The organism is Actinokineospora sp. NPDC004072, assembly GCF_053604195.1.
Window position 1 is genome coordinate 143,982 of the sequence record NZ_JBSGHB010000014.1, and the last position, 25,951, is coordinate 169,932.

A 25,951-nucleotide genomic window follows, 5' to 3' on the forward strand; every position below is an offset into this window, starting at 1 on the left:
GTGGCACCTTTCGGGGAAGCCGGGACGGGCTTCGAGCAGGGCGGAGAGCCGCGGGATCTCCGGGGATGCCGTGTTGCGCAACCGGTGTTTCTGACCGTAACGCCGAAAGGGGTACCGCCGGGAATAGCCGTTGCCATAAATCGCCGGTGGGGTGGCGGGCGGGCGCCCACCACCCCCCGAGGCGGGTCAGACGCCCGCGATGGACTGGATCCAGGAGCGGTAGCGGGTGATGTTGGTGTAGGTGGTGTAGTCCGACCGGTTGCTGGTCGACGCGACGCCGACCTGCCTGCCGTTGCCGAACATGGGCCCCCCGGAGTCCCCACCCGCGGCGATGCCGTTGCCGTAGTACGCCCCGATGCCCACACCGCCGTGGTAGTCCCGCCCGTTGACGGTCGACACCCGCACGTTGGCGTACTTCAGGTACCGCGACTGGCACTGCAACTCAGGACTGCACCGCCCGGTCGCCCCCCACCCCAGGATCGTGGTCGTCTGCCCGACCCACACATCGGAGGAGGTCCCCAACGGCGAGTAGGTCGTGCTCACCGCCCGATCCAACTGCACGACCGCCAGATCCGCGCTGGGATGCACCGTCGTCCTCGCCCCGTAGGCGACCGTCCCCCCGGAGTACTGGTCCAGACTCCCGATCCGGAACGACAACGACCCCCCAACGCAGTGCCGCGCGGTGAGCACATACCGCGGCGCGATGATCGTCGCACTGCAGTTCTCGGTCCCGTTGAGGAACAACCTCGCCGCCCACGGCGCCGCCTGGTTGTAGTACCCCCCATCAATGATCTGCACCCCAGCATCCGGCGGCGCGGCCGCAGCCCCCTGCGCCACCCCCACCACCGACACCGCCGCCAACGCAGCCGCCACCAACACCTTGACCAGTCTCATAACGCATTCCTCCGCGATCAGCAGGGTTTCCGCGAATTCCCACCACCCCAAGGGGCGAGGACACCACGGAGTCTGCGACCACCCGGAGAACGCAAGCAATCCGTACCCACCCAAGCAATCCCGCGTATCCACCCGCACTTTAACGGTATTGCCCCCAACCCCCGAGGCCACCCAACCCCCACCTTCACCACCCTTACCGATTACCGCAGAACCCCGCCGCCCGCTCACACCCACCGCCCGGGACGCCCGCTGCGGCAAGAGATCGAGCACCTGGGCGCAGCAGCTCCGACCCCACCGCGCCTCGCGCCGCCGAACCCGTGCCCGCATGAAGAAGCCCGTTCGGCCGCCCCCTCAAGGCGGCCGAACGGGCTTCACGGGGTCAGCGGCCCTGCAGCGCCTTGACGTTGTTGCCGAAGGTCCAGCTCCGCGAGCCGTCCCAGTTCAGCGACCAGGTCATCAGGCCCTTCAGGTTGCCGTTGAAGCTGTTCCACGCCTGCGAGACCAGGGCGGGCGACATGTGGCCGCCGCCCGCGCCCGGCTGGGCGGGCAGGCCCGGGACCTGCTTGTCGTAGGGCACGCGGATCGTCGTGCCCTGGATGACCAGGCCCTGGTTCAGGCACTCGGTCTGCTTCACGAAGCCCTGCACGGTGCCCGCCGAGTAGGAGTCACCCGAGCAGCCGTACATGCTGCCGTTGTAGTACTGCATGTTCAGCCACCACAGCCTGCCGTTGTCGGCGTACTTCTTGATGATCGGCAGGTAGGCGCCCCAGATCGAGCCGTAGACGACGCTGCCGCCGGTCACGTACGCGGTCTCGGGGGCCATGGTGAGCCCGAAGTTCGACGGCATCTGGGCCAGCACGCCGTCGATGATGTGGATCAGGTTGGCCTGCGACGGCGACAGCTGGTTGATGTTGCCGCTGCCGGTGAGGCCGGTCTCGATGTCGACGTCGAGACCGTCGAAGTTGTACCGCTTGAGGATCGGCACGATGGTCTGGATGAACCGGTCGGCCACCGCGCGGGAGCTGAGGTCGATGCCCGCGGCCGCGCCGCCGATCGACATCAGGATCGTCTGGCCCGCGGCCTTGGCCCGGCACATCTCGGCGGGGGTGGAGACCTTGACGGTGGCGTCCATGCCGTCCTCCCACAGCACGGTCCCGTCGCCGCGGATGACCGGGAAGGCGGCGTTGAGCACGTTGTAGCCGTGCTGGCGGATCACCGGGTTGTCGATCGGCGTCCAGCCGAACGGCGGGTGCACCCCGTTGGACGCGCCGTCCCAGTTCTCCCAGTACCCGACGAGGACCTTGCCGCTCGGCTTCGACTTGACCGGGCAGGTCTCGTCGCCGGGGGGCTGGGTCGTCGGCTCGGTGGTCGTGGGCTCGGTGGTCGTCGGCTCGCTCGTCGTCGGGTCCGTGGTCGGCACGGTCGTGACGGTGGTGGTCGTCGTGGGCGGCACGTTGTCGCACGCGCCGAGGTCGGCCCACAGCGTCGGCGTCGAGGCCGGGTTCCACCCGGTCCCGGGCCACGCGGTGTGGGTGACCTTGGCGTCGTAGAGCCTGCCCGAGTACGTCACGTCGGTGCCTGCGGTATAGGTCTTGCCTTCAGCCCAGGCGGGGGCGGCGCAGGGTACGAGGGCGGCGGACTGGGCGGCCGACGCCGCCCCGTTGCCCGCCACCACGAGCGCCGCCGCGACCGTCACGGCGACGCTGGTAACCATCGCGATCACCAAACTCTGGGACCTGGATTTCCTCGATGGCAAAGAAATGTTCCACATTCCGCAATTATCGTGACGCCATCCGGTCGGTGTCCATAGTCGCCCCCGGATCGCCGCCCTGGGAACGATTTCCGTTCGATGGTCGAGAGATTAACTGCGCCGGTGGTGCCAGGCCGCCTACCAGGCGTGATCGTCCCCCGCGGATAAATCCCACGCGGTCGGCCGAATATTGGAGGATCGATTTCCCGGCCCCGGATTCGGTTGAAATCTTGCTGCCCGCGCCGGGGGAGCGGCATCCGAGGAAGCCCGCAGGGCCGAACAGGTGTGATCGGGAACGCGCCCACCCGCTGACCCTCGCTCGCCGTAACACCCGGATTTGATCAACCGACCCTGAGGGCGTAACCGACGCCGCTGCCCCCGGGGGAGCCTTGTCCAACCGCCAGCAGGCCCTCACCGCGATCTACCAATCCGACCGCGCCGACCGCTCGACCGCCTTCACCGTCAGCCTCGCCACGATGGGCGCCGCGGTCACCTACCTGGTCGGCACCATCGCCTTCTACGACAAGCTCGACACCCTGGGCTGGGTGATCGCCCTGCTCCCGTTCCCCATGATCTGCATCGCGGCCTTCCACGCGGTCCTGATCAACCTCGCCGCCGTGCGCGCGACCAGCATCCTGGCCCTCGAACAGGCCCTCCTGCTGGCGACCGCCCCCAACACCGGCCCCGACCTCGACCCCACCCGCATCGGCGTCACCGCGAGCGAGCACGCCACCAACATCCACACCGCCCGCCCGGCCCAGCGCGCCGCCCTCATCATCGCCTACGGCGGCGTCGGCCTGATCTACCTCGCCTTCATCGCCCTGATGCTCACCAAGGCCGCCCACCACCTCCACGCCTGGACGATCATCCCCGCTGCCGTCTACGTCGCCCTCCTCGTCCCCATCGCCCTGGCCTGGCGCGACGGCACCGCCAACCTCAAACCCACGACCAGCTGAGGCCGGCGTCCGTGCGCCTGATCCCCGCGCGGGGCCACCGCTGAAATCGGTTCTCCCGCCGTCAGGACTCGCGGCGGGCTCCCTCGACGCCGGTGCCGCGAGCGGTCTCGGTGACGATGTGGTCGATCACGTCGGTGAGGGAGTTCGCGCGGGCGTAGGCGTGGCGTTGGCGGTCGGCGCCGCCGCCGGTGGCGTGCCAGCGGTCGCGGACCTCGGCGGCCAGCGCGCGCTCGGCGGGGTCGTGGAGGCGGGCGATGAGGTCGTCCACGATGTCGAGGGCCGGGCGGAGGTGGCCGGTGATCGGGTCGGCGCACTGGCCGGTCAGGCCGTCGCGGGCGGCCCGCCACAGCCTGCCGCGCAGCACGTCCTGCGGGATGGGCTGGGCGCGCAACGCCCGGCCGACTAGGCCGATGAACTCGGTCACCAGCGCCCGCACGAGGATGCCGAACAGCGCGGCCTCGTCCGCGGTGGGCAGCACGTCGGCGACGCGGACCTCGATGGTGGGCAGGTGGTCGGAGATCCGGACGTCCCAGTAGACCATCTTCAGGTCCATCGCGGCCGTGGTGTCGACCAGCTCCTGGACGCGGGTGTCGTAGTCGGCGGCGTCGTCGAGGTACGGCGGGGGGACGGCGGTGGGCCAGCGCGTCCACAGCAGGTGCCGGGAGCTGGCGTAGTCGGTGTCGCGGCCGTCGTTGAAGGGCGAGTTCGCCGAGATGGCCAGCAGCACCGGCAGCCACGGCCGCAGGTGGTTGACGACCTGGACGGCGACCTCGCGGTCGGCGACCTCCACGTGCACGTGCGACCCGCAGGTGAGCCCGCTGAACACCATCGACCCGAAGCGGGAGTGGATGCGCCGGTAGCGGGTGTCCGGCCCGAGAAGGGCGTCGAACTCCTCGGCCAGCACGGGCGTGCCGGACGCCAGCAGCCGCAAACCCCGGCCCGCCGCGGCCTCGATCAGCGCCGCCCGCGACCGCGCGATGTCCGCGCGCAGGGCGTCGACCTCCGAGTGCACCCCGGTGGCGGACTCGACCTGGCAGCGCAGCAGCTCGGCCTTGAGGTCGGCCTCGGGCTCCGCGGTCTCGGCCAGCGTCTCCGGCCCCTCCTGCACGAGGCGCCCGTCCCCGTCGACCAGGACGAACTCCTCCTCAACCCCCAACGTGGGCCTGTCCATCGCCCGCGCTCCTCTCTCTGCAAGCAAGCAGGATGCCCCGACCCGATCGGGCCGAGGCATCCATTCCGCGTGGTCAGGACCGGACGTGCCTTCTGCCGTAGAACCCCGAGACCAGCGACACACCCACCATGGCGACGATGACCTGCACGACCAGTTCGAGCCAGTCGATCCCCGATGTCGCGGTGGGGATGCCCAAGGCCCTGGCCAGCGCCGTTCCGATCAGCGCGGCCACGATGCCGACCACGATCGTCAGCCACAGCGGGATGCTCTGCCTCCCGGGCAGCAGCAACCTAGCCAACACACCCACGATGAGACCGATGACGATCGCAGTGATGATGCCGGTGACAGTCACACAAACCTCCAACCTCGCGACGACGCTGCGATCAGTACCACCACCGGGTGACCCCCAAACACCGACGCTGCCGCCCCGGGCAGACATCCCGTGACCGTCCTCACGAGACAGACCACAAACCTCGACCCCCAAGACGCCCCTGGCCGCTGGGCAAGCAACTCCCGGCCGCGCCGACCGAGCCCCTGCTCCTGGGCGCCCTCGCCCCACCCGCCGAGCTGCCCGCCACGCCGCGCCTGGCCCCTCGACCCGACGTCGGGTGACCGGCGGACGCAGACGCCAGCCGATTCTTGACTAACCGTTCATACATGCTTAGTCTCGGGGCATGGTGGGTGTCCCGAAGTTCGACCGCGCTGAGGTCCTGCTGAACGCGGCCCGGGAGTTCGCTGCGCGCGGCTACGAGGGCGCGTCGGTGAGCCGGCTGGTCGAGGCCACGGGCTTGCTGCGCGGGAGCCTCTACGGCGCGTTCGGCAGCAAGGCGGGCCTCTTCCGGCTGGCCTTCGCGGCCGCCGTGCAGCAGTCCGAGGACCGCGACCTCGTCGTCGACCTGCTGACCGTGGCCCTGCGCGAACGGGCCGCGGTCGACCCCGATGTGGTCAACACCGCCCGCGCCGTCATCACCACCCTCGACGCGACCGGCACCCCACCCGCCGAGCACATCTACCGACGGCTCACAGCTCGCGCAGGCATGGCCTGAGCACGCCGATCGGCAACGGAAGGATCAGGACATGGCAGAAGTGACCATCGTCGGGGACGACCTCGTCGTCACGGTCAAGGGGATCCGCAAGCTCGGCGCGATGAAGAGCGAGCTGACCATCCCCCTCGGCGACGTGCGCGGCGCCACCGTCGACCCCGAGCTGTCGACGGGCTGGCCGGGCCTCAGGAAGCTCCGCGAATGGCCCGGCGTGAAGCGCATCGGCACCGACGCCTACGGCCACTACCTGGGCGGCACCTTCACCCAAGACGGCGACCGAGTCTTCTGGGACGTCGCCGACCCCACCAAGAGCATCGTGATCTCCCTGGACAACCCCGAATACAAACGCCTCATCATCGAAGTCGACAACCCCGACCACACCGTCCGCATGATCGAAGCAGCCCTGGCCAAGCGCGCCTGACCATCCCGCTGTCATTGACCCTGGCCACACGGCGGCCTACCGCTTCAGTCGGTGTTGCTCGCCACGCCGTATCTGGCTTCCCCGGCCACCTCGGCCATTGGCGTGCCAGCGTACCCGGCGTCGAGAAACAGCCGGGTGGCAGCCTCGATGGTCGCTGCCCGCTTCTGGAACTCGCCGCCGAACTCGGCGATCGGGTCCTGTTCGTCCGCCTGGACGTCATCGACGAAGACGCCTGGGCGGCGGCGGCCGTCGAGGCCGACCACCGGTTCGGCCCGATCGCGGTTCTGGTCAACAACCGCGGCCGTCCAGAACCCCGCGGCACCGATCGAGGCCACCGAGCAGCGGTCTGGCGCCGCATCCTCGACGTCAACCTCATCGGCGCGTTTCTCGGCATCAAGACCGCGACCCCGTCACTGCGCCGCAACGGCGGGGGAGTGATCGTCAACATCGCTTCCACGGCGGCCCACGTCGGCACGTCGCTCTACGCGCCGTACGTCGCCAGCAAGTGGGCGTTGCGCGGGCTCACCAGGACCGCCGCGCTGGAGCTGGGTCGAGACGGCATCCGGGTCAACTCCGTCCACCCCGGCGTCGTCTCCACCCCGTTGATCAACCAACCGATCGCAGGCCAGCCGCCCATCGCCGACTTCTACTCGCCCGAGCCGTACGCCATCCCCGGATCGGCACCCCGGCCGACATCACCCCGCTGGTCCTCGACCTCACCGCACCCGACGCCTCGTTCATCACAGGCTCGGGATTCGTCGCGGACGGCGGCCCTCCTGCTCGGTCCCGCCCGACGCGCCTGCGGTGTGACCGAATCCGCCGACCCTGCACGCCCCCGTCGCCTCATCGATCCGCCATGACGAGGGACACACCCAGACGGTTCTCCGTTGAGACGACAGAAGCCCTGTCCCTTCGTGAAGGGACAGGGCTTCTCACCAGCGTTGAACGCATGGTGGGCGATACTGGGATTGAACCAGTGACCCCTACCGTGTCAAGGTAGTGCTCTCCCACTGAGCTAATCGCCCGAGGCGGAGGCGGGAATCGAACCCGCGTACAGGGCTTTGCAGGCCCTTGCCTAAGCCACTCGGCCACTCCGCCGTATCCCGAAGGGGACCTCCGGGGGGCCGGCGCAGAGGCCGAACCGCTTCCGAGCGGACGACGGGATTCGAACCCGCGACCCTCACCTTGGCAAGGTGATGCGCTACCAACTGCGCTACGTCCGCACGCCTTCCGGGTGGTCCGTGGTGGTCCCTCCGGCGTGGTGCGAGTGAACTCTATCCGAGGCCCCCCAAGGGGTCCAAATCGGGGTCCCCTTCGCCGATCTCCTCAGGTCAGGTCGGTGGAGATCAGCTGGGTGAGCGCCTCGTCCACGTCGACCCAGAGGTGCTCGTTGCCGGGCACCACGACGTCGTAGGTGCGGTCGAGGAAGTCGGCGAGCTCCTGGGCGGCGGCCTCGAAGACCGCGTGGCCCGACGGGCTGCTCAGCTCGATGACCACGACCTCGGGGTCGTCGCCTGCCGGGCGGATGCGGACGTCGCCGTCGCCCGCCTCGGCGATGAGGCCGTCGGCCAGCAGGTCGCGCGCGAAGACCCACTCGACCCATCCGGTGCGCCCGGTGCGGAAGGCGGCGACGACCGCGTACGGGTCGCGCGTGTCGTAGCGCAGCTCCACCTTCACCGGCACCGCTGGGGTCCTCGGCGCCAGGAGGTCGAACACCGCGGTCGACCGCAGCGTCACGTGATCGTTTCGCATCGTCGCTACCCTTCTGCTCCCTTCCCAGTCAAAACGACTGAGCCCCTTACATGTGACGCCTCTGCGCAACGAATCGGTCGCGATTCCGGTTGATGTCACCCGGACGGGCCACCGCTCGCCGCGCTGGGCGCTCGCCGCACTGCGCAGAGTCACCACAGGGCTCCGGGCAGCCTCCCCATACTGGCCGGTTTTCCGGTTGGTTGGTAGCGCCTGAAGTGCGAATCCCGACCCGGGTGGCTGTTGTCCGATCGCAAAATCCGCGCTGACCTGCGAGTCGCCGATTGATGTGGCAATGACCACGTTCCTGCAGGTCAAGAGCACTCCGGATGCCCGGGGGAAGGCGTGGCGGCACAATGTCCCCCTGGCTGAACTGGACGGAGGTGCGCCTGTGGCGGGTGATGCGCCCGAGCACAAGAGCGTCCGTCCGGACTGGGCCGATCGCAGCAAGACCACCCGACTGGTGTGGCGCGTGGGTGTGGCGGTGATCGGTGCCGCTGTGCTAGCCGCGGGCGCCCTGATGATCCCGTACCCCGGTCCGGGTTGGCTGGTCGTCTTCGCGGGCCTGGCCATCCTCGCCGTCGAGTTCCCCTGGGCCCGCCGCCTCCTCGACTTCGCCCGCGCCCGCTACGACGCCTGGCTCGCCTGGCTCAAGCGCCAGCACTGGACCATCCGCGTCCTGGTCCTGTCCTTCACCTGCCTGGTCGTCCTCGCGACGCTGTGGCTGCTGGGCGTGTTTGCGCTGGTCGGCGGCTGGGTGGGAGCGGAGTGGCCGTGGTTGAGGTCCCCGGTTTTCGGCTAGCGGCCGACTTGATGTAGTGTTCTCCCCGTCGCCCCCGCGGGGGCGCCAGACCCGGGCGATTAGCTCAGCGGGAGAGCACTTCGTTCACACCGAAGGGGTCACTGGTTCGATCCCAGTATCGCCCACGGGTTATATGTGCTGGTCAGCGCCCTGTCAACGGATCTTGTTGGCGGGGCGCTGATCGTTTTGGGGAGCGGTTGGGGAGCAGGGTGATCTGAACACCTTCGCGGAACCTGAAGTGGTCAGGCGGCGGCCGCGGGGTTGGTGGTCCAGGTCCAGCCGCCGTCGTTCTCCCATCGGGTCTGCAGGGCGTTGAGCATTTTCTCGATCATGGTGTCGGTGACGTGGGAGTAGACGTCGTCGATGTCTTTGCGTCGGTGGCCGAGTCGGGACAGGCGCAGGATGCGGGGGACGCCGTCTTCGATGAGCCAGGTTTGGTGGGTGTGGCGCAGGTCGTGGAAGTGCATGCCCGGGTGTAGCGGGGCCCAGCCTGCTTCGGGGTTTCCGGCGAGGGCGGGGAGCCAGACGCGGTGGCGGAAGTTGGAGCGTCGCCAGAGGCCGCCGTGGGCGCCGGTGAAGACGAAGCGGGTGTCGGGGTTGCGTTCGTGGTGTTCGCGTAGGTGTCGTGCGAGGAACGGTGGTAGGTGCACGGTGCGGATGCTGGCGGGTGTCTTGGGTGGGCCGAGTTCGAGGCGGCCGTTGATCTCGTGGAGGGCTCCGGTGGCGGGGTCGACCTGGATGCGCGGGTCGGTGTCGAGGTGGGTGTTGGTCCATTGCAGGCCGGCCAGTTCGCCCCAGCGCAGGCCGGTGTAGGCGGCGGTGACGGTCATCAGCCCGCTGTCGGGGGGCATGCGCCCGGCCAGGGCGTCGACCTCGTCGGTGCTGGCGTGAGGTCGTTCGGGGCGGTCGGCGAAGGTGATCCGAAGCCTGCGGCAGGGATTGGCGGCGATCAGCTCCTCGTCGACGGCCTCGCCGAGGATCATGGAGAACAGGACGAGGACGTCCTTGGCCGATTTGTCCGCCAGGGCGGCCTTGAGGGTCTTGTTCACCCATCCCTTGACCGCGATCCGGGTGATGGCGCCGAGCGCGGTCCCGGACCAGCGGGGCAGGATGTGGTTGCGGATGTGGGAGTCGTAGGTGGCCGCGGTCACCGCGCTGACAGCGCGCGCGGCCGTCCACGCTCGGATCCACTCGTCGATCGTCGTCTTGGCCAGGCGGGGATCGACAAACCGCTGACGCCGTTGATCGGACTCCACGTCCGCCGCGCGGGCCAGCGCCGCTTGACGGGTGGTGAACCCGTTCTCGGAGAACACCGTCCCATCCTCGAGCCGGTACCGGACACGGAAACCGTCTTTGCGTTCCTCCACCCAGGCCAATGTTCAACATCCTTCCGAATTGGGCGGCTGTGCCGCGCGTCAGGCACAGCGATATCCACGCTCCGATCGCAGGAGAATGCAACAATTGTGTTCACCCACGAACGGCCGTGGTTCGATCGTTGGCCGCCCCGCACGCCACCTGTTCAGCGGTTTCGCGTCACCGGCCCGCCCTTCGCCGCCAAGGCCGCCGCGCTGCTCGTCAGCAGCGGAACTGACGATGACGAGAGACGGGCTGTGGAGCCTCCAACCATCGACTTGGACGACCGGCCAGTCAAGTCTGAGGCAAGCGCCGAGGCAGGGGCCAGGTACGGGCACGAGCAGCTCTCCTCACTGCGGGTAGCACGCCACCTCGAGAGACGTGCAGGCATCCCTGAACTCCGGAAATCAGAGCCATCGGGGACACCACGCCGCCGACTTTCTCAGCAAGCCCGACGTCGCCGAGAAACGGGCATGGCTCGACTTCGGCGAGCGTCAGCTGATCGAGGTGGCGTTGGAGCGCGGCGCGTCGTGGGCCGAGATTGCCGCCGCCCGCAGGCTTCCGCCCGGTCTGACCGCCCAATGGTGGTACCAGCAGCTCGTGACCAGCACGGCACCTGCCAAGCTCGCCCAGGCGTCGATGCACTGGGGGTTGAGCCGGCCCGGCCAGGCCGCCGTTGTTTCCGATCCTGGCCGACACTGATCGACAGGGGTATGGCTGTCGGAGCGGGTGTGCCACCCTGCCGGTGAACGCCCTTGGTCGTCGGGCTTCGGGGAGGGAACCCAGGTGAGCCGGTTGTCGCCTCACGAAACTGACCTTCGGCCGGGCGGGCCAGGACCGCGCGGTGTTTGTCGGCGTCGACCACGCGGGATCGGCCGCAGGAGCGTCCCTGTCGGGCGCGGATTCGAGGCCGTTGCGGGTCCGAGGACCGCGGGACATCCGAGAGGCCCCGGGGCAAGCCCCCGCCGCCCTGCCCCGGGGCCTGAAGATCCGGGCCCACCTGCTCGAAGAGCCCTCGCCAGGGCGATACCAGTTCCACGACCTGCTCCGCAGCTACGCGGCCGGGTTGGCCGCGGAGGTGGAGCCGGAGGCGCAGCGCCGCGCCGCCGTCGGCCGCGTCCTGGACTTCTACCTGCACACCAGCGCCACCGCGGACCGGCTCATCGCCCCGCAGCGGGGCCGCGTCGGCCTCGAATCGGCGACATCGGAGGTGCGCCCGGGCGAGATCAGCGGCGACCAGCAGGCGTTGGAGTGGTTCGTCAACGAACACCAGACCCTGATGGCCGCCATCGACCACGCCCTCCAGCACCGGTTCGATGCCCATGCCTGGCAGCTCGCATGGACCCTCGCCACCTACTTCGAGCGTCACGGCCACTGGTACGACTGGATCACCACTCAACAGGCGGCCATCACGGCCACCACGCGGCTGGCCGACCGAGCCGCGAAAGCGCGCGCGCACCGGTTGTTCAGCCGTGCCGCCATCCGGTTGGGCCGCCACGAGGAGGCCGCGACGCACCTGCGACACGCGCTGGACATCTACCGCGAGATGGACAAGCGCCTCGACCAGGCGCGCACCCATATCGTGTTCAGCTGGGTGCGCGAACTCCAGGAACGCTACGCCGAAGCGGTGGACCACGCAGCCCAGGCCCTGGACCTCTTCCGCACCGCGGGCCACCGCGCCGGACAGGCACGTGCTCTCGACCAACTCGGCTGGGAGCAGGCACTGCTCGGCGACCTCCCTGAAGCCCTCCACAACTGCCAGCAGGCGCTGGTCCTGTTCACAGACCTCGACCATCGCCCCGGACTCGGGGACACCCTCGACAGCCTCGGGTACATACACCACCACCTCGGCTGTCATTCCCAGGCTCTTGACCTCTACGAGCAATCCATCGCTATCACCCAACAACTCGGCGACCGGTATACCGAAGCCACCACCTGGTCGCGCATGGGCGACACCTACCTGGCCCTCGACGATCTCGCCAACGCCGAGAGCACCTGGAGAACAGCCCTCGGGCTCCTCGAGGACCTCGCGCATCCGGACGCGAAATCGGTGCGCGACAAGCTGTCCCGCCTGCTGGGCGAGCAGCAGGCAACGGACAGGTCTCATAGCTGACTGCCGCCGAGCCGGTCAGAGCCGAAAGCGCGCGGATACACGTAGTGGCCGCCGAGCAGCCATCGAACTCCGACGCTCCGCCGCGTCGAACCGAACACTACTGAAAGGGCTCAATCGGCGGCGCCCCATGACGTGATGCTGTCCCTCGTCGACACGTACATCAACCGCCGTCGGACCAGTCTGCCGGGTTGCCAGGATGAACGCGCCTGCTGTCGACGAGTGCAGAACCGGGCTTGACTGTTCCACCGCGGCTCTTCCCCGGCCGAGCTGGCGAGGGTCGGTGGCACTCCCGACGACGGGCCGCCTGCTCGACGATCCAGTCGAGAACCGAGTGAGGCTCACGATGGTTGGATGTCCTATGTGGACGTAATCGTCATTCTTGGTCGAACTGGGAATGCAGCATGGTGAAGATCCACGTGGTGGCGATCTGCATCACATTAGTGTTAAGAAGTGTGCGCTTTCGCGACACAAAGGTGGGCGCGGACGAATCCGTAGACGGTGCACACAGTCGGGTTTGGCAACAAGGGGTGGGCGGGCGATGGGACTACTTCGATCCGTGGCGGTTGTCGGGGGCGCTGATCCCGACGACGCACTGGACCCCCACCACAAGGGCAGGCACGTCGCGGTCGGGGTGCTGATGATCGCCATCGCGCTGTGGGCGTTCCTCGCATCGCTGCTGGCCTTTCGCAGCAACTTCCAGGGCCCCTGGGTCGTCTCCGTCATTGGGGCGTTGCTCCTGGCCGCGATCGTCTTCGCGATCGATGTGATCATCACCGTGGTTCCGCTGAAGAGCGAGTCCGCCTGGGGGCGGTTCAAGGTCATCGCCATCCGCGGTCTGCTCTCGATCGGCGTGGGCGTCATCGTGTCCCACTCCACCATCCTGTTCATCTACCGGAATGACCTCGCGGCGATGGTTGCGCAGTCGAACAACACCGAGGTCGGTCGGATCACGCGCGAGGTGCAGGCATCCTCGCCGTGGACGCCGGTCATCGCCCAGGCCGAGGAGCAGATCGAGAAGGACCAGAAGCAGATCATCTTGTTGAACGCCAGTTGGATGTCTGTGGTGCGCGGGAGGTGACGTCACTGATCCCGAAGCGCCCTTGGGTGTGTCTGGTAGTCAGGCGGTTTTGCGGATGAGGCCGGTGTAGGCGGCGATGGTGAGGGTGGCCAAGGCCCAGACGAGGGCTTGGAGCACCCAGAGCAGGTAGGTGAACGCCTGGCCCCAGCGGGTGGTGGTGTCGAGGTCGCAGCGAGCCCGCAGGCCGGTGGCGCCCACCGGCAGGCCGCGGTCGATACCGAGGCCGATGAGTTCGGCGGTGGAGCAGGGGATGCCCGCTGCGGTGGCGGGGGTGGCGGGTGGGGGGACGCGTTCGGCGGCGTGGTGCCCTGCTCGGGTGGTGACCTGCCCGGCGGCGAAGCCGGTGGCTCCAGCCAGGAGCAGGACGGTGAGCAGGGCGGTGACGAGGCGGTGGGCGCGGTAGCCGTAGCGGCCCAGCCACCCCCACAGCCAATGCCGCCGCCGGGCCAGCCACCCGCCCAAAGCCTCGGGGGTGCGGCGGCGTAAGTCGTCCTGCTGGGCGATGAGGACGTGGCGGGCGTTGTTGTCGTGCCCGGCAGCGCGCTCGACCGCGGCCAACTGCTGGTAAGGCTGGGGCAGGTAGCCGGGGGTGTGATGCACGAGCAGGTGCAGCCACTGCCGCCACAAGACGTCCCGGAGCTGCGGGAACACCAGCCCGCTCACGTCCATTCCGCGGGCGCTGTCCGGACAGGGGCGAGTGCCTGATGTCAGGCCAGCCTGTGGGCAAATCAGAGTGACCGGCAGGAACAACGCCGCGCCTACCTGGGCCTCTGTCAACGTCAGCAGCAGGCCGGACCCATTGACCAAGTGCGTTCCGGTCAGGTGCGCTTGGCCGCCGATGTGGGCGCCGATCAGCCGCAACGCCCCGTTTTCGCCAGCACCGGTGATGCTCGCGTCGCACAGGAACAGGGCGCTGTCGATGCGGATGGCGTCGGCGTCCAGGGCGGGACCGGAGGTGTTGGTGATGGTGGTGCGGTCGAGGTCGAGTTGGCCGCCGATGTGGGCACCGAGCAGCCGCAAAGCCCCGTTTTCGCCGGTGCCGCTGATGCTCGCGTCGCTCAGGAACAGGGCGCTGTCGGTGCGGAGGGTGTCGGCGTATAGGGCAGGGCCCGTGGTGTTGGTGATGGTGGTGCGGTCGAGGTCGAGTTGGCCGCCGATGTGGGCACCGAGCAGCCGCAACGCGCCGCTTTCGCTGGTGCCGGTGAGGTGCGCGTCTTCCAGACCAAGACGGCCGTCGGTGCGGATGCGGTCGGCGTATAGGGCGGGGCCGGTGGTGTTGGTGATGGTGGTGCGGTCGAGGTCGAGTTGGCCGCCGATGTGGGCGCCGACCAGCCGCAACGCGCCGCTTTCGTCGGTGCTGGCGAGGTGCGCGTCGCGCAGGAACAGGTTGCCGTCGATGCGGACGCCGTCGCCGTGGAAGGTGGTGAGCGCGCTGTGGCGCAGGTTCACCTGGTGGAGTCGAGCATGCATGCACGTGATGCCCTCCGGCAGCGCGCAGGCGACGAGTGCGAGGTCGGTGACCGCGCTGACGTGGTTCAAGTCCAGCTCTCCGAACACCCGCACACCCTCGATGAGCACGCCGCGTGGGTCGAGTTCGCCGCGGCGGCCCATCATCAGTTCCCGGATCAACTCCGCCCGCACTCGCAGTTGAGGGTCTTCGGTGTCGGTCAATTGTTCGGGCGTCAACTGGCTGTCGGGCAATATCCAGGTCCCTCGGCGGGCGGCGTCGATGACCGCTTCCTCCAGTGGGCTGAGGCTGTCCAGGACCGGCGGCGTCTGCGAGTCACTCACCCCCCAACTGTGGATCACCAACGACTTCCGGCGCCCACCGGCACCTCAGGAAGGTGCTCCGGTTGCGGATCGACCATCGGAACACTTCGACGCTCGCGCGCGTTTCGTTGGTCGGCGTGTTTCGCCAGCTCGTTCCGCGGGGCGGTCCGTTGCGGGGCCCGTATCCAGAACAACACCGGACGCTGCCTCTACGACGTCAGGGGGTGCGATGACCAGCCATGCCACGCCGGACGGCCGCAGCTATCGGCCGCATGTGGGGACACGCGGCAGCGTCGGGGGCCCTGCGCTACACCGACGAGGAGTGGGCGTTGATCAACGCGGTGGCCGCCGAGAGCGGGCTGGCCCTGGGCGCTTGTGCCCAGCAGGCCGCCGTCGACTCCGCGGCCGGGCGACCGACCCGCCGGGCCCGGAAACCGCAGCTCCTCGCGTCGCGCCCGGTGGGGTGGAGGGCATTACGGCGAGTTCGCGCCCAAGGGGGAGTGGGGCCGGGGGCCTGAGTTGCAGCTCAGGCCCCCGGTGAAGTTCCGATGGTCCGCCTCACAAGGGACTCCCTCGGAGAGACGCTCCGAGTTAGCTCGGCGCGTCAAGCCAAGTCTAGCTATGTAGAGCTGTCACACCCCCTGTGGCCAGGGGTTGGAAGCAGTCTGGGACACCCATGGCCTGCAGGAACAGTCGCTCAGCACGGCTTCTACCGGGGGGTTCTCCATGGAGGGGCCGCGGCCGATCGGGACGGTCGCTTGGAGATTGGGACACCCGGGGGGCGAAGCCAGGCCCCCATGCGCGTCTCCGCGGGGCATCATGGTCAGCAACGGCGCGCACGGCAGCCGGGGCAGGGGTTGCAGCCCCTCGTCCCGCAGGCCTGACAGGCAGCCACACCAGGTCCGCCTCACATCCGGACTCCCAACGAGACGAGAGTCGATCAAGAGCATGAACCTGCTGTCCCCTTGGAACGCCATGCTGCTCACCCCTGGCTGCCCGCCGGCGTGGGCGCGGCTGGCCACCCTCCTCGCCATCGCCACCCTCGAGGTGGTGCTGCTGCTCATCGGCCCGCCGGTGGAGCAGTCGCTGCTGGTGCTCGCGGTCGTGTGCGGGCTGGCGATGCTGGTCATGGGCCGCGTAGCGGTGACCGCCTCCGGCAAGCTGGGCGCCGCATTCAAGGTCCTGACCGGTCTGGCTGGAGCCGCCACCGCTGGGGCGGTGACGGGGTGAACGACGTCATCACCGGTGCCGTGGCCGCCGAGCCGAGCCATCCGCAGGACCTGCGGAGCCTGCTGCACATGCTGAGCCTGCGCCAGTACGTGCGCGTGGTCTCGGTGGTCTTGCTGGCCCCGGCCAAGCTGGAGGCGGTGCTGCACGAGTACCGGGTGCCCGAGGAGATTATCGCGCTGGTGCTCGCCGAACAGGCGCTGCTTCGAGGGGAACCCGCGCTGGCCCTGGTCGACTCCGACAGCGGTGAGACCGTGTCCGTCTCCCGCGCCCTGGCGGCGGCGAGGAAGGCCCGCACCCCCAAGGCGTTCAACGAGGCGCTGCGCATGCTGATGATCTCCGCGGGCAAGACGCAGGGCGACGTGCTGCGCCACGACAAGGCCCACGGCAACGAGCTGTCGAAGTCCACGATCAGCCGCATGGTCAGCAGCGACAAGCTCTGCAGCCGCCATGAGCAGATCCGGGCCTTCGTCCGAGCTTGTGAGGCGGGCAACGAGGCCGCCATGTGGGTCAAGTCCTGGCGCGACCTACGCAGCGGGAAGCCCACCACCCCCGCGCGGAGCACATCCGCTCGACCGCTCTCGACCGGCGACAAGGCCGTGCTACTGACCGGCGTGACCCTGCTGGCGAGTGCGGTGCTGGCTGCCAAGGGCGACAGACTGACGCTGGCTTGGCTCTTCAACGCAGGCACCTTCGCCCTCGCGGTCCGGCCGAGGTGGTTCAGCGGGCTGGTCGACGAGTGGACCGCGCCCCACCCCGCGACGGCCAAGCAGACCGGCCCCGCCAACGTTCACCGCCTGCCCCAGCGCACGGCGTAGCCGAGGTACATGACGGGAGGCCCGCCCCAGTGGGGGCGGGCCTCCCGTCATGATTTCCACGAACTTTCTCCAGTTCTGTTTCCCCAGGTCAACCCCACGTAGCTGGCCACGGTGTAGGCCGCTGATCGGTCCAGGCTGTGGCGCGGCAGCCGCTACCACCGCAAACGACGACTCGGCGTCCACTCACCCACCGACCCTTACCGTGCGCAGGCCACCGCCCGCCGCGCCGCCAAGGTCGGGTAACACTGGCCCCCCATCGTCGTCGGCATGAACGAGATGGAGCTTCCACCCGACGCCAGAGTCTGCGCGCAGGACTGCGACGAAGGCCGTGACGAACGAACCGGCGAACTGTGTGAGACCTGCCAGGGCAGTGGATGGCACTGGTGACGAAGCGAGCGGCTGCGCCGGTCAGTCGCCTGACTTCGCTGAACTTGCCGTGATCAGTCACCTGGAGGCCGGGTCGGACGACGAGGTGCTGCTGGCACAGCATGAAGCCAGCGCCGCTAGAACGGTGGCTCGTCGTTGAAGCCGCCGCTCCGTGCGGGTGCCGGTCCCCACGGGTCGTCGGGGGCCCCTGAGGCTGAGTGGCCTTGATGCGGGCCCGTTCAGTTCGAGTGAGGGGAAGGTCAGGAATTTCTTCCCCGTCGCGTGCTTCGTTCCAGGCGGCCCGTAGCCGCGCTCGGTGCGACATCGGCGAGCTCCATCGGTTGTGTTCTTTGTCGTCCGGGTCGACGTCGGCGAGTTCGCACAACGCCAGGAAGATCACCTCGACGGTCTGCCAGGCTCCGAGAGCGGTACCGCGCAGGGTGCGTCGTACCGTCTCGTGATTCGCGGTCCCCGTCCGGACGCTGTCATCGAGTTCTTCGATGGCTTCAGCGATGCGGGCCATGGAGGGGCGACCGGCCGCGATGTAGAAGCGCCAGAGGATGTCGACGAGCGGTTGACGTTCGTCGAGGACGTTCTGCGGCTTGGTGAACGGGCGAGGCATCGCAATCCCCCTCTGTAGCTCTCCGGAAGGCTAGCGATTCCACTTGGCCGCCCGCTGAAGCCACGCCGTTAACTGGCGTGGCCAACGCAAGATCACGGCGAAGTCGACAGTCGTCTCGTCGATCAATGGCAGCCAAACCCGCAGGTCAAGATAGGTATGCGCTATGCGGCGCGGAGACGAGTCCGCTCGTCGCAACCAAGTCGGTGATCACCCGCGGCAACGGAGACCACCGAGAGAACGAACAACCAAACCGGCAGCCACCAGACAAGGGATGTCCGCCTCCGTGAACGATAGGACCTCGCGCGAGCCCGCGCGGCCCCCAAGCACAGGTCACCCCAGTCCAGAGCCCGACCCGGCCACCTGGCCCGGCCTGTTCCACCGGCTCACCCGCGACTGGTCGAGTATTACTCGACTGTTGGCCGTCGTCGTCGTGCTTCTTGCCCTCCTGGTCGGCATCGTCCTGACGCTCGGCATCGACGCCCTGCATCTTGGGCCCATCGGCCTGGATCGCGCGCCCCTAGCAAGGTGATGACTGCAGCCGTCTACACCTATTCGGCCAGGTAGGCGGCGACGGTGTAGGCCGCGGAGCGGTCCAGGCTGTGCCTGCTGTGGTCGTAGCGGCGGGTGGTGCGGGGGTCGCGGTGGCGGGCGTAGTCCTGGGTGTCGCGCAGCGGGACGCCGGCGTCGAGGGCGGCGGTGATGGCGGTGTGGCGCAGGCTGTGTGGGGACAGTTGCTCCCAGGATGGGATGCCCGCGGCCTTGGCCAGGCGTCGCACGAGTTCCCACAGCTGGCCCTGGGTCATGCGGCCGCCGTTGCGGGTGGCCACCAACGGCCCCGCGAGCTCGTCGACGGGCATCCCGGCGTGGGTGGCGCGGTCGGTGAGGTAGTCCTCGAGCGCCGCGCAGACGCTGGGCGCCAGCGAGCTCGTCGACGCGCAACCCGTTGTAGACGAGCAGCCGGATCACCACGCGGGTGCGCAGCCGCTGCGGCCCGGTGTCGGCGTCGGCCGCCGCGACCAGGGCGCGGGCCTCCTCGCGGTCCAGGCCGACGGTGGAGGTGTGGTCCGGGTCCACGGTCGGCCGCTCGACGCCGATGGTGGGGTTGCCGGGGCCGAGGTTGTGCTTGGCCAGGTAGCGGTAGAACGAGCTGACCCCGGACAGGCGGCGGCAGGTCGTCGAGGCCTCCGCCCCCGCATCGGCCAGGCCCCCGACCCACAGGTCCACGTGCACCCGGCCTGCCGTCAGCACGTCGACGCAGCGTTCCTCGCACCAGGCCAGCCACGCCCGCACGTCCTGCAGGTACGAGCGGCGGGTGCGCGGCGAGCGCAGGCTCGACAGCCAGGCCGCGACCAGCAGCCGCTCCCGCTCCCCCAGCTCCAGGACCGCGGGGAACTCCCCCGCCGCGCGCTCGACCAGCTCGTGCGCCACCGCCGCCGACCCGGCCACCGCGACCAGCGCCGCCGAGGCCAGCGGCGCCAGCGCCACCGTCTCGGTGCTCACCGGTCGCCCAGATGCCGGGCCACCCGGTCCAGCACATCGGCCAGGTCCTGCAGCGCCTTGGTCTGCTTCAGCGTCCGCGCGGCCGCGGCCTGCGCGAGCTTCGCGGCCTGGTCGTGTCCGTGCCGCAGCTTGAAGTAGAGCGCTTGGAGCAGGTTGGTCGTCGCCCGGGCCACCTCGCTCGCCGCGGCCTCCGCCGACCCGGCCTGCTCGAGGTTCTCCATCGCCTCCCTGGCGGAGCGGACGAGCTTGGCTCCGGCCGACCGATGGGATGGGGACTGGTCTCCGTGGGTGTGATCGCTCATGGACGGGCGAGGCGGACGGGAGCTTTGTCAGAGCCGAGTTGGTCGGCAGCTTTGGTGTAGAGGTCGGTGATCCGGCGGGCCTCGGCATCGCCCTGGGTGGCCTCGGCGGTCTCGCGCTGCAGCTCGTAGGCGCGGGCGACGTCGGCTTGGTCCTGCTGTTTCTGGGCTAGGGCGATCTCGGTGGAGCGTTGCCGTCGTGATGCCAGGTAGAGGCCGTATAGGCCGCCGGTGCCCAGCAGGATGGTCAGCCCGACGCGCACCAGCTCCAGCTGGGTGGGCGCCTGCGGGGAGCCGCCGTCGACCAGCAGCCACAGCAGGGTCAGCAGCCACAGCAGGGTCAGCAGCCCGCCGACCACCACCACGACCCCGCCCACCGCGGCAGTGACCGCCCGTTTGGAGGGCGGCTTCATCGGGCGGGCGGCCGCTCGGGCTGCGGAACCTGGGAACTCGTCACCCGTAGATCATCGCGCAACCCAACCAACTCGTTCCGCAGCGGCAACCCCCAGCCACGTGGCAGACCAGATCTCTTGCTACGTCCTAGACCAACCCACTACCGAACATCAACTCACTTCAGAACTGCAGAACTCACACTCCCAATACCGGGCTTCAGGACATCATCCGACCGGCACCCAACCGGACTCGGAGCTTGGCCCGTGGGGATCAGCGTTCGATCTCCTCTTCCTTGACGTCGGCCAAGACGGCGTCCACATCGGCACTGCTGAACGGTCCGATACTCGACGAGCGTGTCGAGCGGACATGGAACGGACGTTCGATAATATTTGTGGTCAACAGTGTTTCCACAGGCCATAGGGGTCGACCTGCCGCCCGAGTGGCCGAAGGTCATCTACTCCAAGAACGTCAACGACATCGTCGACCGCCCGGCCGTGGCCAAGCTCCAGATCGCCGAGACGCGCGAGGAGGGGTCCGCAAGCTGTTCAAGAAGGCGGACCAAGAGCCCAAGATCCTCATCGTCACCGACAAGCTCCTGACAGGCTACGACGCCCCGGTGCTCTACGCGATGTACCTGGACAAGCCGATGCGCAATCGTGGCCTGCTCCGGATCATCCGATTTGGAAATGTGTAGGCGCGATCATCAGTCCGCACTCGGCGCGAACGGTTCCAGGGTGAACCGGCTCTGTTATGAGGTGGCCGCGAGACAGATCAAGACGTTTGCCGGTGGTGGTACGCCGTCGAATGCCGCACTAAGGTGACCCGCTCGGCTCAACCATGACCGTAACTGTTAACTTGCCGGATCACTTGGTCCAGGAAGTCGGCATATTGCTTCAAGTCGTGATAGAAGAAGGCTTCTGATCTGCCTTCAGCTTGATGCAGATTGGTGCCGACTTCAGCGACCAGCACTACATCGCGGCGCACAGTCTGGGCAACACCCAACTCATAGTAACAACTGGGACGTTCAAAGGATAGATCGGCGATAATTCGACCCGCCTTCCTGAATAGTTCAACCATTTCAGCTGTTGGCAACGTTGACTGACTGTCGGAAGTTGCGGGTACTCCATCCATCGGGAAGTGGACGGATACCCCCTGCTTATCTGCCAGCCTTTCCACAATAGCCCGTTTGTTCCGATATGTCGGATCAGATCCGACAGGGGCTATCAAATATACGCTACGTTCCATTTTGGTAAACCTCACGGCGTTGGGCTGACCGGTGAACTACTGGGCACGATAGAGGTGGACGGCGGGCCAGGGGTAGGATTGACCGTCACGGAGGATGATGGAGGAGTGGTCGCGAATGGGGAGAACGGCCGAGAGCCCTGCCCCCACCCGAGTGTTACCGCAGTCACCATCACGGCGCCGATCGCCATGAAGAGGACTGCGAAGGCGCGAGGAAAGAACAATTCAGGTCCAGACGATTTCAATGCTACTCGTCCGCCGAAAAGTTTAATCGACTTCGCGCCTTTCGATTTCGTCAACCTTTCCCACTCCCTGCGGAACGGCTCGTAGGATGTAGCTTCGACGTCTTCAAATCGTACGTTAGGTGCCATGTCGTTGAGCACTTCAAACTTCGCGCCATTCAAAGACTTGAAGGATTCGATCTCATTGAGCCAGAGAAAGCAGAAAATCACTGCCAATGTGCATAGAGATACGACCCCGATGAGGCCAACGATCAAATTTCCGGGCTTGTCGGCAGCCCACTTGAACATTAAAGCGATCGCTACTAGTAGTGCAATGGCTACTGAATAGTTCCAACGGTTGGTTGTCTGACGATGCTCAGTTACCTTTTCTGTGGTTTCGTAGTACATCTTATACTCATCGAAAGCGTAGAATCTTTGATCATCTACAGAGGGCTTGTTGCCTACAGGCGCATGTAAGCTCGACTTACCCCCGTGAGTGTTATCGGCGCGCCACCGTATGAATGCATATGCGGTCGCTATGATCGCGGCAATGGCTGTGAAAAACTGTACAAAAGGTCTGCGTGATCCAGGTGAGGGTCTCTTGCGGGGGCCAAATGGCATGTGAACTCCCTGCGCGGCGGATCCATCTACACGATGTTTCTGCTCTTCACCAACGGCTGCTGACGTTAGGCATGGTAGATGATCTCGTGCACCGTCCGGCAGCGCCTGCGGGCACTCTCGATGTCGGAGCCTGGGAGCCGATCATAACCGGTCGACTGCCGCGCGCTGTCGACTATGACGCCGGTCGAACCGAAGCCCCCGAACCCCGCCGCTGTCCTGATCGCCTGTCGCCACCGGTCCCCATGGACCAGCACACCCGCGATGTGAACTGCGGGTGACGGCGCCGACGACCGGTTCTCCGGCCACGACCACATGGCGATCTCTGTCCGATCGACTACAGGCCCCAACCGCTCGCGCAGCGCTGAGCATGCACCTCGTCGTCGAGCACGGCCACGACCGCAACCACGCTGCCGAACAGCCGCATGTCGGGAAACACCGCGCCACGCCACCCCAGCAATGTCGCGCGGATCGGAGACCTTCCGCCGCGCCGCTTTGCCGACCAGCTCCATGGGATCGCCTAAGGCCAGTGGTCGGTCGGTCTCCATCACGATGTTGTGTTCCCGTCTTACCCGTGTCCGGCGTCCTCGACCTGCGGCCCTGCGCGCATGGACCTGGCCGCCCGCCCGTCGCTGGAGGTCCTCATCACCGAGTCCATCAGCCTGCTCGAAGCCGCTGTTCGCGCCGTTGACCCGCACGATCGGCGCCTCGGAGGAGCCTGAGGGAGCGCGGAAGTTGGCCCATGGGGGGCTTGGCGTTAAGTGTGCCCGCGGCGCTGCTAGTCGCAGAGCCCCACCCGCGGCCCGTCGACCATACGGAGGAGGCAGCCCCTGTCTGGCCAGGCGAAAGGGCCTGACGGTCCGTCAGTCGGACGTGGGGTTGCCCGGGTCGGGATCGTGGTGGTCCAGGTTCCCGACGCTGGGCAGCGGAGCGGAGCGGGGCGGAGCGGGGCCGAGTGTCGGCGTGGCGTCGGTCCGGTTCGTGATCAGTTGCCGGTGGTGAGCTGGGTGGTGACGAGGTTGATGGCCTTGTCCAGCGCCGTGTCGTGGCCGTCGGCGGGTAGCAGTTCGTGTGGTAGGTGCAGGTCGTGGAGGACGTGTCCGAGGTGTTTGTCGGCGAGGAGGCGGAATTTGGTGTCGTTGTCGCGGGTCTTGTTGTCGCCGAGTGGGATTGTGGGGTCGAGGGTGGTGCGGAAGAGCAGGTCGTAGTGGTCGCTGTGGTTGTGGACGAGGGTTTCGAGTTTGGCGGTCTGTGTGGGGTCGGGTTGATCTTGGCGGTAGTCGAGGGCGGCGCGGTAGTAGCCGAGGGCGTCGGGGGCGGGGCGGTCGATGAGTACGACGTCGGAGTGCGGCCAGGCTTGCAGTTCTTCGCTGATGCCGCGGGTGATGATCCAGAGTGTGGAGGCCCAGGTGTGGTTGGTCAGGATGGGCAGGCCGATGCGTTGTGCTGCTTGGCCGAGGTCGGCGACGGTGGCGACGGTGATGTGGTGGCGGCGTAGGTCGTGGGCGAGGCGGGCGAGGAAGGTGGATTTGCCGGTGGAGTGGGCGCCGAGCACGGCGATGGTGACCGGCTTCTCGACCTCGGGGGTGGTCACCACAGCCCGCCCTCGGGTTCCGGTGGTGGGGCGAAGGCGGGGAGTGCGGCGGTCTTGAGCAGCCCGGTCCAGTCCAGTTGGCCGTCGTCGATTAGGTGCAGGAGCAGGCGCCAGGCGCACCAGGTGTCGTAGGCGGCGCGGTGGTGGCCGGACGCGGCGAACCCGGCCGGGTCGATCCCGGTGTGGGCGGCGAGCTTGTCCAGGCCGTATCCGCGGAGATCGGGCCAGAGGTGTTTGGCGAGTTTGAGGGTGTCGAGCACCATCGGCGGCCGCCAGTGCGGCAGGTGCGCCGTGATCACCGTGAACTCGACGCTGGCGTTGTGCGCCACCAGGACCCGGTCGTGCAGCAGTGCGGCGATCTCGTCGGAGACGTCGGCCCAGGCGGGGCTGTCGGCGACGTCGGTGTTGCTGATGCCGTGGATTTTGCGGGTGACCAGGGGGTTGATCGGGGTGCGGGGGCGGATGAGCCATGTCCGCATGTCGGCTTCGAGGCCGCGGTGGGTGTCGTCGACGGGCAGAGCGGCGAGTTCGATGATCTCCGGTGGCTGTCGGCCGTTTCCTTCGACGTCGACCACGACCAAGCGCCGCCCGCGCAGGGCCGCGGGCAGCTCGGGGGTTGGGGCGGTCATCGTGGGTCCTCCGTGGCGGTCGGGGTGGCGGCGCGGCCGTGTTGGTTGCGGTGGTGGGGCTTGGTGACGTCGTGGACCTGGTAGCCCAAGGCGTGCTGCATGAGGTAGCGGGGCTGCTCGTCGAGGCCAGCGACCACGACGGCACGGTCGTTGACCTCGACCAGCCTGCCGCCGAGCCGTTCTGCCGTGGTGGCGACCCGCCGTTCGTCGGGCCGGTTCCACGCCTTCGCGCAGCGTTGCACCTGCCGGGACGGGCAGATGTCGCACAGTTCGCGGATGCCGTAGTGGCCGTTGTAGTCGGCCACCCGGTGGGCGTAGGTGACCCCGCAGGAGGTCTTGCGGAACAGCGGTGACCCCGCTGGGTGGCGCGCGGTGTGGGCGAGGATCCGCTGCTCCAGGTCGTGGGGGAAGAACTTGCGGCGGGCGCCGTCCGCGTAGGGTTCGGGCAGGCCGTGGGCCTGGTAGTAGTCGCGGATCTGGTCCTTGAAGAACAGGCCGGTGAACACCGTGGCGTGGGCGTGGTGGCTCAGTTCGATCGCTCGGGCGATGTGGGTGTCGGTGTCGTTGAGCCCGGGCACGATGGGCCGCCAGTACAGCACCACCCGGTAGTTCTCGGCGTGCTCGTAGGCGGTGCGCAGCGAGGCTGCGGCGATGGTCGAGTTGACGGGTTCGACGCGAGCGTCGTCGATGCCGGAGTGCGTGACCAGGATCGTGAGCTTGATGTTGGTGAACGTATTCAAGACCGCGCAGTCCTCGGGCTCGATACGCCAACGGGTGATCACCAGAACGTGGTTGGTCAGACCTCGCTCGTCGAGCTCGCGCAACATCGCGAGGGTGTGGGGCTTGACCGCGGGCAGCATCGGGTCGGTGGCCCGGTTCAGCAGCTGGATCGGGGTCATGTGCGGGACGAAGTACTGGTGCCCGACCAACATCTCCGCCGCTTGCGCCTCGCTCAGGAGCCTGCGCGGGATCTTCATGTCGAAGTTGTCGAACAGGTGCCGCACGCAGTAGCCGCAGTCCAGCGGGCAACCGATGATCCAGTTCACACTCAACCCGGACTTGCGATACTCGATCACGTCCAGCAGCTCCGGCCGGACCTTGCCCCGCTGATCCACGCCGAGCAGCGGCAGAGACCGGCGGGGCGTCTTGAGCGAGGAGAGCGTCGCGGGCGCTTCGTCAGCCGTCGTGGTCACGGATCCTCCCGATCATGAGCGGTCGGTGGTACCCGACCAGAGGACCAGGACCCGCTACGATCGCGGAACGAGGCAAGTCGGCTACAGCAGGTGTTTGCCGCCCTGCCGTGTTCACTGGCACGAGGTGAG

The 25,951-nt window shown here is 67.8% G+C and carries 27 protein-coding genes, 4 tRNA genes and 1 pseudogene; 13 read left to right on the forward strand and 19 right to left on the reverse strand.

Annotated features, from left to right (window positions below; all coding sequences use genetic code 11):
- Nucleotides 1-186: 186 nt before the first annotated feature.
- Together ACWEPX_RS22405 and ACWEPX_RS22410 are read right to left on the reverse strand one after the other, a co-directional pair.
- The gene (locus tag ACWEPX_RS22405) at nt 187-894 is read right to left on the reverse strand and encodes a S1 family peptidase (RefSeq protein WP_451899166.1); all 708 of its coding nucleotides are present in this window, start codon (nt 892-894) and stop codon (nt 187-189) included.
- Nucleotides 895-1,273: 379 nt separating this feature from the next.
- On the reverse strand, nt 1,274-2,608 hold the full coding sequence (locus ACWEPX_RS22410; RefSeq protein WP_451899167.1) for a carbohydrate-binding protein: 1,335 nt from the start codon (nt 2,606-2,608) through the stop codon (nt 1,274-1,276).
- A gap of 425 nt (nt 2,609-3,033) precedes the next feature.
- On the opposite strand from ACWEPX_RS22410, the gene ACWEPX_RS22415 reads away from it, so the two are divergent.
- Nucleotides 3,034-3,600 carry a hypothetical protein gene (locus ACWEPX_RS22415; protein ID WP_451899168.1) on the forward strand — a complete coding sequence of 189 codons (567 nt, stop codon included), beginning with the start codon at nt 3,034-3,036 and terminating at the stop codon, nt 3,598-3,600.
- A gap of 61 nt (nt 3,601-3,661) precedes the next feature.
- Here ACWEPX_RS22415 and ACWEPX_RS22420 read toward each other — a convergent pair whose 3' ends face one another.
- Nucleotides 3,662-4,771 (reverse strand): carboxylate-amine ligase, encoded by a 1,110-nt coding sequence (locus ACWEPX_RS22420; RefSeq protein ID WP_451899169.1) that lies wholly within the window; start codon nt 4,769-4,771, stop codon nt 3,662-3,664.
- Nucleotides 4,772-4,844: 73 nt separating this feature from the next.
- A complete protein-coding gene (locus ACWEPX_RS22425; protein ID WP_451899170.1) occupies nt 4,845-5,123 on the reverse strand; it encodes a GlsB/YeaQ/YmgE family stress response membrane protein in 279 nt (92 codons plus the stop codon).
- Between the two features lie 322 nt (nt 5,124-5,445).
- Between ACWEPX_RS22425 and ACWEPX_RS22430 the strand changes: the two genes are divergently transcribed.
- From ACWEPX_RS22430 to ACWEPX_RS22440, 3 genes are read left to right on the forward strand one after another with little or no spacing between them, the layout of a single operon-like run.
- On the forward strand, nt 5,446-5,817 hold the full coding sequence (locus ACWEPX_RS22430) for a helix-turn-helix domain-containing protein (protein WP_451899171.1): 372 nt from the start codon (nt 5,446-5,448) through the stop codon (nt 5,815-5,817).
- A gap of 31 nt (nt 5,818-5,848) precedes the next feature.
- Nucleotides 5,849-6,235 (forward strand): hypothetical protein, encoded by a 387-nt coding sequence (locus ACWEPX_RS22435; RefSeq protein ID WP_451899172.1) that lies wholly within the window; start codon nt 5,849-5,851, stop codon nt 6,233-6,235.
- A gap of 14 nt (nt 6,236-6,249) precedes the next feature.
- On the forward strand, nt 6,250-7,095 hold the full coding sequence (locus tag ACWEPX_RS22440; protein ID WP_451899173.1) for an SDR family NAD(P)-dependent oxidoreductase: 846 nt from the start codon (nt 6,250-6,252) through the stop codon (nt 7,093-7,095).
- 90 nt (nt 7,096-7,185) lie between these two features.
- On the opposite strand, the gene ACWEPX_RS22445 is transcribed toward ACWEPX_RS22440, so the two are convergent.
- The 4 genes from ACWEPX_RS22445 to ACWEPX_RS22460 all read right to left on the reverse strand — a co-directional run bounded on the left by ACWEPX_RS22445 (nt 7,186) and on the right by ACWEPX_RS22460 (nt 7,987).
- Nucleotides 7,186-7,260 (reverse strand) — tRNA-Val (locus ACWEPX_RS22445).
- A 1-nt stretch (nt 7,261) separates the two neighbouring features.
- A tRNA-Cys gene (locus ACWEPX_RS22450) sits at nt 7,262-7,333 on the reverse strand.
- A gap of 52 nt (nt 7,334-7,385) precedes the next feature.
- Nucleotides 7,386-7,458 (reverse strand) — tRNA-Gly (locus ACWEPX_RS22455).
- Nucleotides 7,459-7,561: 103 nt separating this feature from the next.
- Nucleotides 7,562-7,987, reverse strand: a complete 426-nt coding sequence (locus ACWEPX_RS22460; RefSeq protein WP_189213027.1) for an SsgA family sporulation/cell division regulator — start codon at nt 7,985-7,987, stop codon at nt 7,562-7,564.
- A gap of 292 nt (nt 7,988-8,279) precedes the next feature.
- On the opposite strand from ACWEPX_RS22460, the gene ACWEPX_RS22465 reads away from it, so the two are divergent.
- Together ACWEPX_RS22465 and ACWEPX_RS22470 are read left to right on the forward strand one after the other, a co-directional pair.
- A complete protein-coding gene (locus ACWEPX_RS22465) occupies nt 8,280-8,786 on the forward strand; it encodes a TIGR02611 family protein (protein WP_451899174.1) in 507 nt (168 codons plus the stop codon).
- Between the two features lie 53 nt (nt 8,787-8,839).
- A tRNA-Val gene (locus ACWEPX_RS22470) sits at nt 8,840-8,911 on the forward strand.
- 117 nt (nt 8,912-9,028) lie between these two features.
- On the opposite strand, the gene ACWEPX_RS22475 is transcribed toward ACWEPX_RS22470, so the two are convergent.
- On the reverse strand, nt 9,029-10,099 hold the full coding sequence (locus tag ACWEPX_RS22475; RefSeq protein WP_451899175.1) for a tyrosine-type recombinase/integrase: 1,071 nt from the start codon (nt 10,097-10,099) through the stop codon (nt 9,029-9,031).
- Between the two features lie 421 nt (nt 10,100-10,520).
- Here ACWEPX_RS22475 and ACWEPX_RS22480 point away from each other — a divergent pair, with 421 nt between their 5' ends.
- The 3 genes from ACWEPX_RS22480 (at nt 10,521) to ACWEPX_RS22490 (ending at nt 13,330) form a co-directional block, all read left to right on the forward strand.
- Nucleotides 10,521-10,841, forward strand: a complete 321-nt coding sequence (locus ACWEPX_RS22480) for a hypothetical protein (RefSeq protein ID WP_451899176.1) — start codon at nt 10,521-10,523, stop codon at nt 10,839-10,841.
- A 364-nt stretch (nt 10,842-11,205) separates the two neighbouring features.
- The gene (locus tag ACWEPX_RS22485) at nt 11,206-12,252 is read left to right on the forward strand and encodes a tetratricopeptide repeat protein (RefSeq protein ID WP_451899177.1); all 1,047 of its coding nucleotides are present in this window, start codon (nt 11,206-11,208) and stop codon (nt 12,250-12,252) included.
- Between the two features lie 556 nt (nt 12,253-12,808).
- The gene (locus ACWEPX_RS22490; protein ID WP_451899178.1) at nt 12,809-13,330 is read left to right on the forward strand and encodes a DUF4407 domain-containing protein; all 522 of its coding nucleotides are present in this window, start codon (nt 12,809-12,811) and stop codon (nt 13,328-13,330) included.
- A gap of 39 nt (nt 13,331-13,369) precedes the next feature.
- On the opposite strand, the gene ACWEPX_RS22495 is transcribed toward ACWEPX_RS22490, so the two are convergent.
- A complete protein-coding gene (locus tag ACWEPX_RS22495; RefSeq protein WP_451899179.1) occupies nt 13,370-15,121 on the reverse strand; it encodes a hypothetical protein in 1,752 nt (583 codons plus the stop codon).
- 927 nt (nt 15,122-16,048) lie between these two features.
- Between ACWEPX_RS22495 and ACWEPX_RS22500 the strand changes: the two genes are divergently transcribed.
- The 3 genes from ACWEPX_RS22500 to ACWEPX_RS22510 all read left to right on the forward strand — a co-directional run bounded on the left by ACWEPX_RS22500 (nt 16,049) and on the right by ACWEPX_RS22510 (nt 18,151).
- Nucleotides 16,049-16,330 carry a hypothetical protein gene (locus ACWEPX_RS22500; protein ID WP_451899180.1) on the forward strand — a complete coding sequence of 94 codons (282 nt, stop codon included), beginning with the start codon at nt 16,049-16,051 and terminating at the stop codon, nt 16,328-16,330.
- The gene (locus ACWEPX_RS22505; protein ID WP_451899181.1) at nt 16,327-17,145 is read left to right on the forward strand and encodes a hypothetical protein; all 819 of its coding nucleotides are present in this window, start codon (nt 16,327-16,329) and stop codon (nt 17,143-17,145) included. The genes ACWEPX_RS22500 and ACWEPX_RS22505 overlap by 4 nt, the downstream gene beginning before the upstream one ends.
- 709 nt (nt 17,146-17,854) lie before the next feature.
- Nucleotides 17,855-18,151: a hypothetical protein gene (locus ACWEPX_RS22510; RefSeq protein WP_451899182.1), complete on the forward strand. Its 297-nt coding sequence runs from the start codon at nt 17,855-17,857 to the stop codon at nt 18,149-18,151.
- Nucleotides 18,152-18,681: 530 nt separating this feature from the next.
- Here ACWEPX_RS22510 and ACWEPX_RS22515 read toward each other — a convergent pair.
- The 4 genes and pseudogenes from ACWEPX_RS22515 to ACWEPX_RS22530 form a co-directional block, all read right to left on the reverse strand.
- A complete protein-coding gene (locus ACWEPX_RS22515) occupies nt 18,682-19,053 on the reverse strand; it encodes a tyrosine-type recombinase/integrase (protein WP_451899241.1) in 372 nt (123 codons plus the stop codon).
- Between the two features lie 214 nt (nt 19,054-19,267).
- A pseudogene (locus ACWEPX_RS22520) lies at nt 19,268-19,633 on the reverse strand (site-specific integrase); the annotation flags it as partial.
- Nucleotides 19,630-19,854: a hypothetical protein gene (locus ACWEPX_RS22525; protein WP_451899183.1), complete on the reverse strand. Its 225-nt coding sequence runs from the start codon at nt 19,852-19,854 to the stop codon at nt 19,630-19,632. The gene ACWEPX_RS22525 and the pseudogene ACWEPX_RS22520, both read right to left, overlap by 4 nt.
- Nucleotides 19,855-19,931: 77 nt before the next feature.
- Entirely contained in the window at nt 19,932-20,309 is a 378-nt protein-coding gene (locus tag ACWEPX_RS22530) for a hypothetical protein (protein ID WP_451899184.1), read from the reverse strand.
- A gap of 455 nt (nt 20,310-20,764) precedes the next feature.
- Between ACWEPX_RS22530 and ACWEPX_RS22535 the strand changes: the two genes are divergently transcribed.
- The gene (locus tag ACWEPX_RS22535) at nt 20,765-21,019 is read left to right on the forward strand and encodes a type I restriction enzyme subunit R domain-containing protein (protein WP_451899242.1); all 255 of its coding nucleotides are present in this window, start codon (nt 20,765-20,767) and stop codon (nt 21,017-21,019) included.
- A 137-nt stretch (nt 21,020-21,156) separates the two neighbouring features.
- Here the strand turns inward: ACWEPX_RS22535 and ACWEPX_RS22540 are convergent, their stop codons facing one another.
- From ACWEPX_RS22540 to ACWEPX_RS22560, 5 genes are all read right to left on the reverse strand, one after another.
- Nucleotides 21,157-21,570 (reverse strand): hypothetical protein, encoded by a 414-nt coding sequence (locus ACWEPX_RS22540; protein WP_451899185.1) that lies wholly within the window; start codon nt 21,568-21,570, stop codon nt 21,157-21,159.
- 11 nt (nt 21,571-21,581) lie between these two features.
- Nucleotides 21,582-22,409, reverse strand: a complete 828-nt coding sequence (locus ACWEPX_RS22545) for a RipA family octameric membrane protein (RefSeq protein WP_451899186.1) — start codon at nt 22,407-22,409, stop codon at nt 21,582-21,584.
- 982 nt (nt 22,410-23,391) lie between these two features.
- Complete coding sequence (locus ACWEPX_RS22550) at nt 23,392-24,000, reverse strand: AAA family ATPase (RefSeq protein WP_451899187.1); 609 nt, start codon at nt 23,998-24,000, stop codon at nt 23,392-23,394.
- Nucleotides 23,997-24,629 (reverse strand): 3'-5' exonuclease, encoded by a 633-nt coding sequence (locus ACWEPX_RS22555; RefSeq protein ID WP_451899188.1) that lies wholly within the window; start codon nt 24,627-24,629, stop codon nt 23,997-23,999. Before ACWEPX_RS22555 ends, ACWEPX_RS22550 begins: the two co-directional genes overlap by 4 nt.
- Entirely contained in the window at nt 24,626-25,822 is a 1,197-nt protein-coding gene (locus ACWEPX_RS22560; RefSeq protein ID WP_451899189.1) for a radical SAM protein, read from the reverse strand. The genes ACWEPX_RS22555 and ACWEPX_RS22560 overlap by 4 nt, the downstream gene beginning before the upstream one ends.
- Nucleotides 25,823-25,951 lie beyond the last annotated feature (129 nt).

Coding starts and splice junctions, on each gene's coding strand:
- ACWEPX_RS22405 (WP_451899166.1), bottom strand. CDS start 894: ATGAGACTGGTCAAGGTGTTGGTGGCGGCTGCGTTGGCGGCGGTGTCG.
- ACWEPX_RS22410 (WP_451899167.1), bottom strand. CDS start 2,608: ATGGTTACCAGCGTCGCCGTGACGGTCGCGGCGGCGCTCGTGGTGGCG.
- ACWEPX_RS22420 (WP_451899169.1), bottom strand. CDS start 4,771: ATGGACAGGCCCACGTTGGGGGTTGAGGAGGAGTTCGTCCTGGTCGAC.
- ACWEPX_RS22430 (WP_451899171.1), top strand. CDS start 5,446: ATGGTGGGTGTCCCGAAGTTCGACCGCGCTGAGGTCCTGCTGAACGCG.
- ACWEPX_RS22435 (WP_451899172.1), top strand. CDS start 5,849: ATGGCAGAAGTGACCATCGTCGGGGACGACCTCGTCGTCACGGTCAAG.
- ACWEPX_RS22460 (WP_189213027.1), bottom strand. CDS start 7,987: ATGCGAAACGATCACGTGACGCTGCGGTCGACCGCGGTGTTCGACCTC.
- ACWEPX_RS22465 (WP_451899174.1), top strand. CDS start 8,280: ATGACCACGTTCCTGCAGGTCAAGAGCACTCCGGATGCCCGGGGGAAG.
- ACWEPX_RS22500 (WP_451899180.1), top strand. CDS start 16,049: ATGAACCTGCTGTCCCCTTGGAACGCCATGCTGCTCACCCCTGGCTGC.
- ACWEPX_RS22525 (WP_451899183.1), bottom strand. CDS start 19,854: ATGGAGAACCTCGAGCAGGCCGGGTCGGCGGAGGCCGCGGCGAGCGAG.
- ACWEPX_RS22540 (WP_451899185.1), bottom strand. CDS start 21,570: ATGGAACGTAGCGTATATTTGATAGCCCCTGTCGGATCTGATCCGACA.
- ACWEPX_RS22545 (WP_451899186.1), bottom strand. CDS start 22,409: ATGCCATTTGGCCCCCGCAAGAGACCCTCACCTGGATCACGCAGACCT.
- ACWEPX_RS22555 (WP_451899188.1), bottom strand. CDS start 24,629: ATGACCGCCCCAACCCCCGAGCTGCCCGCGGCCCTGCGCGGGCGGCGC.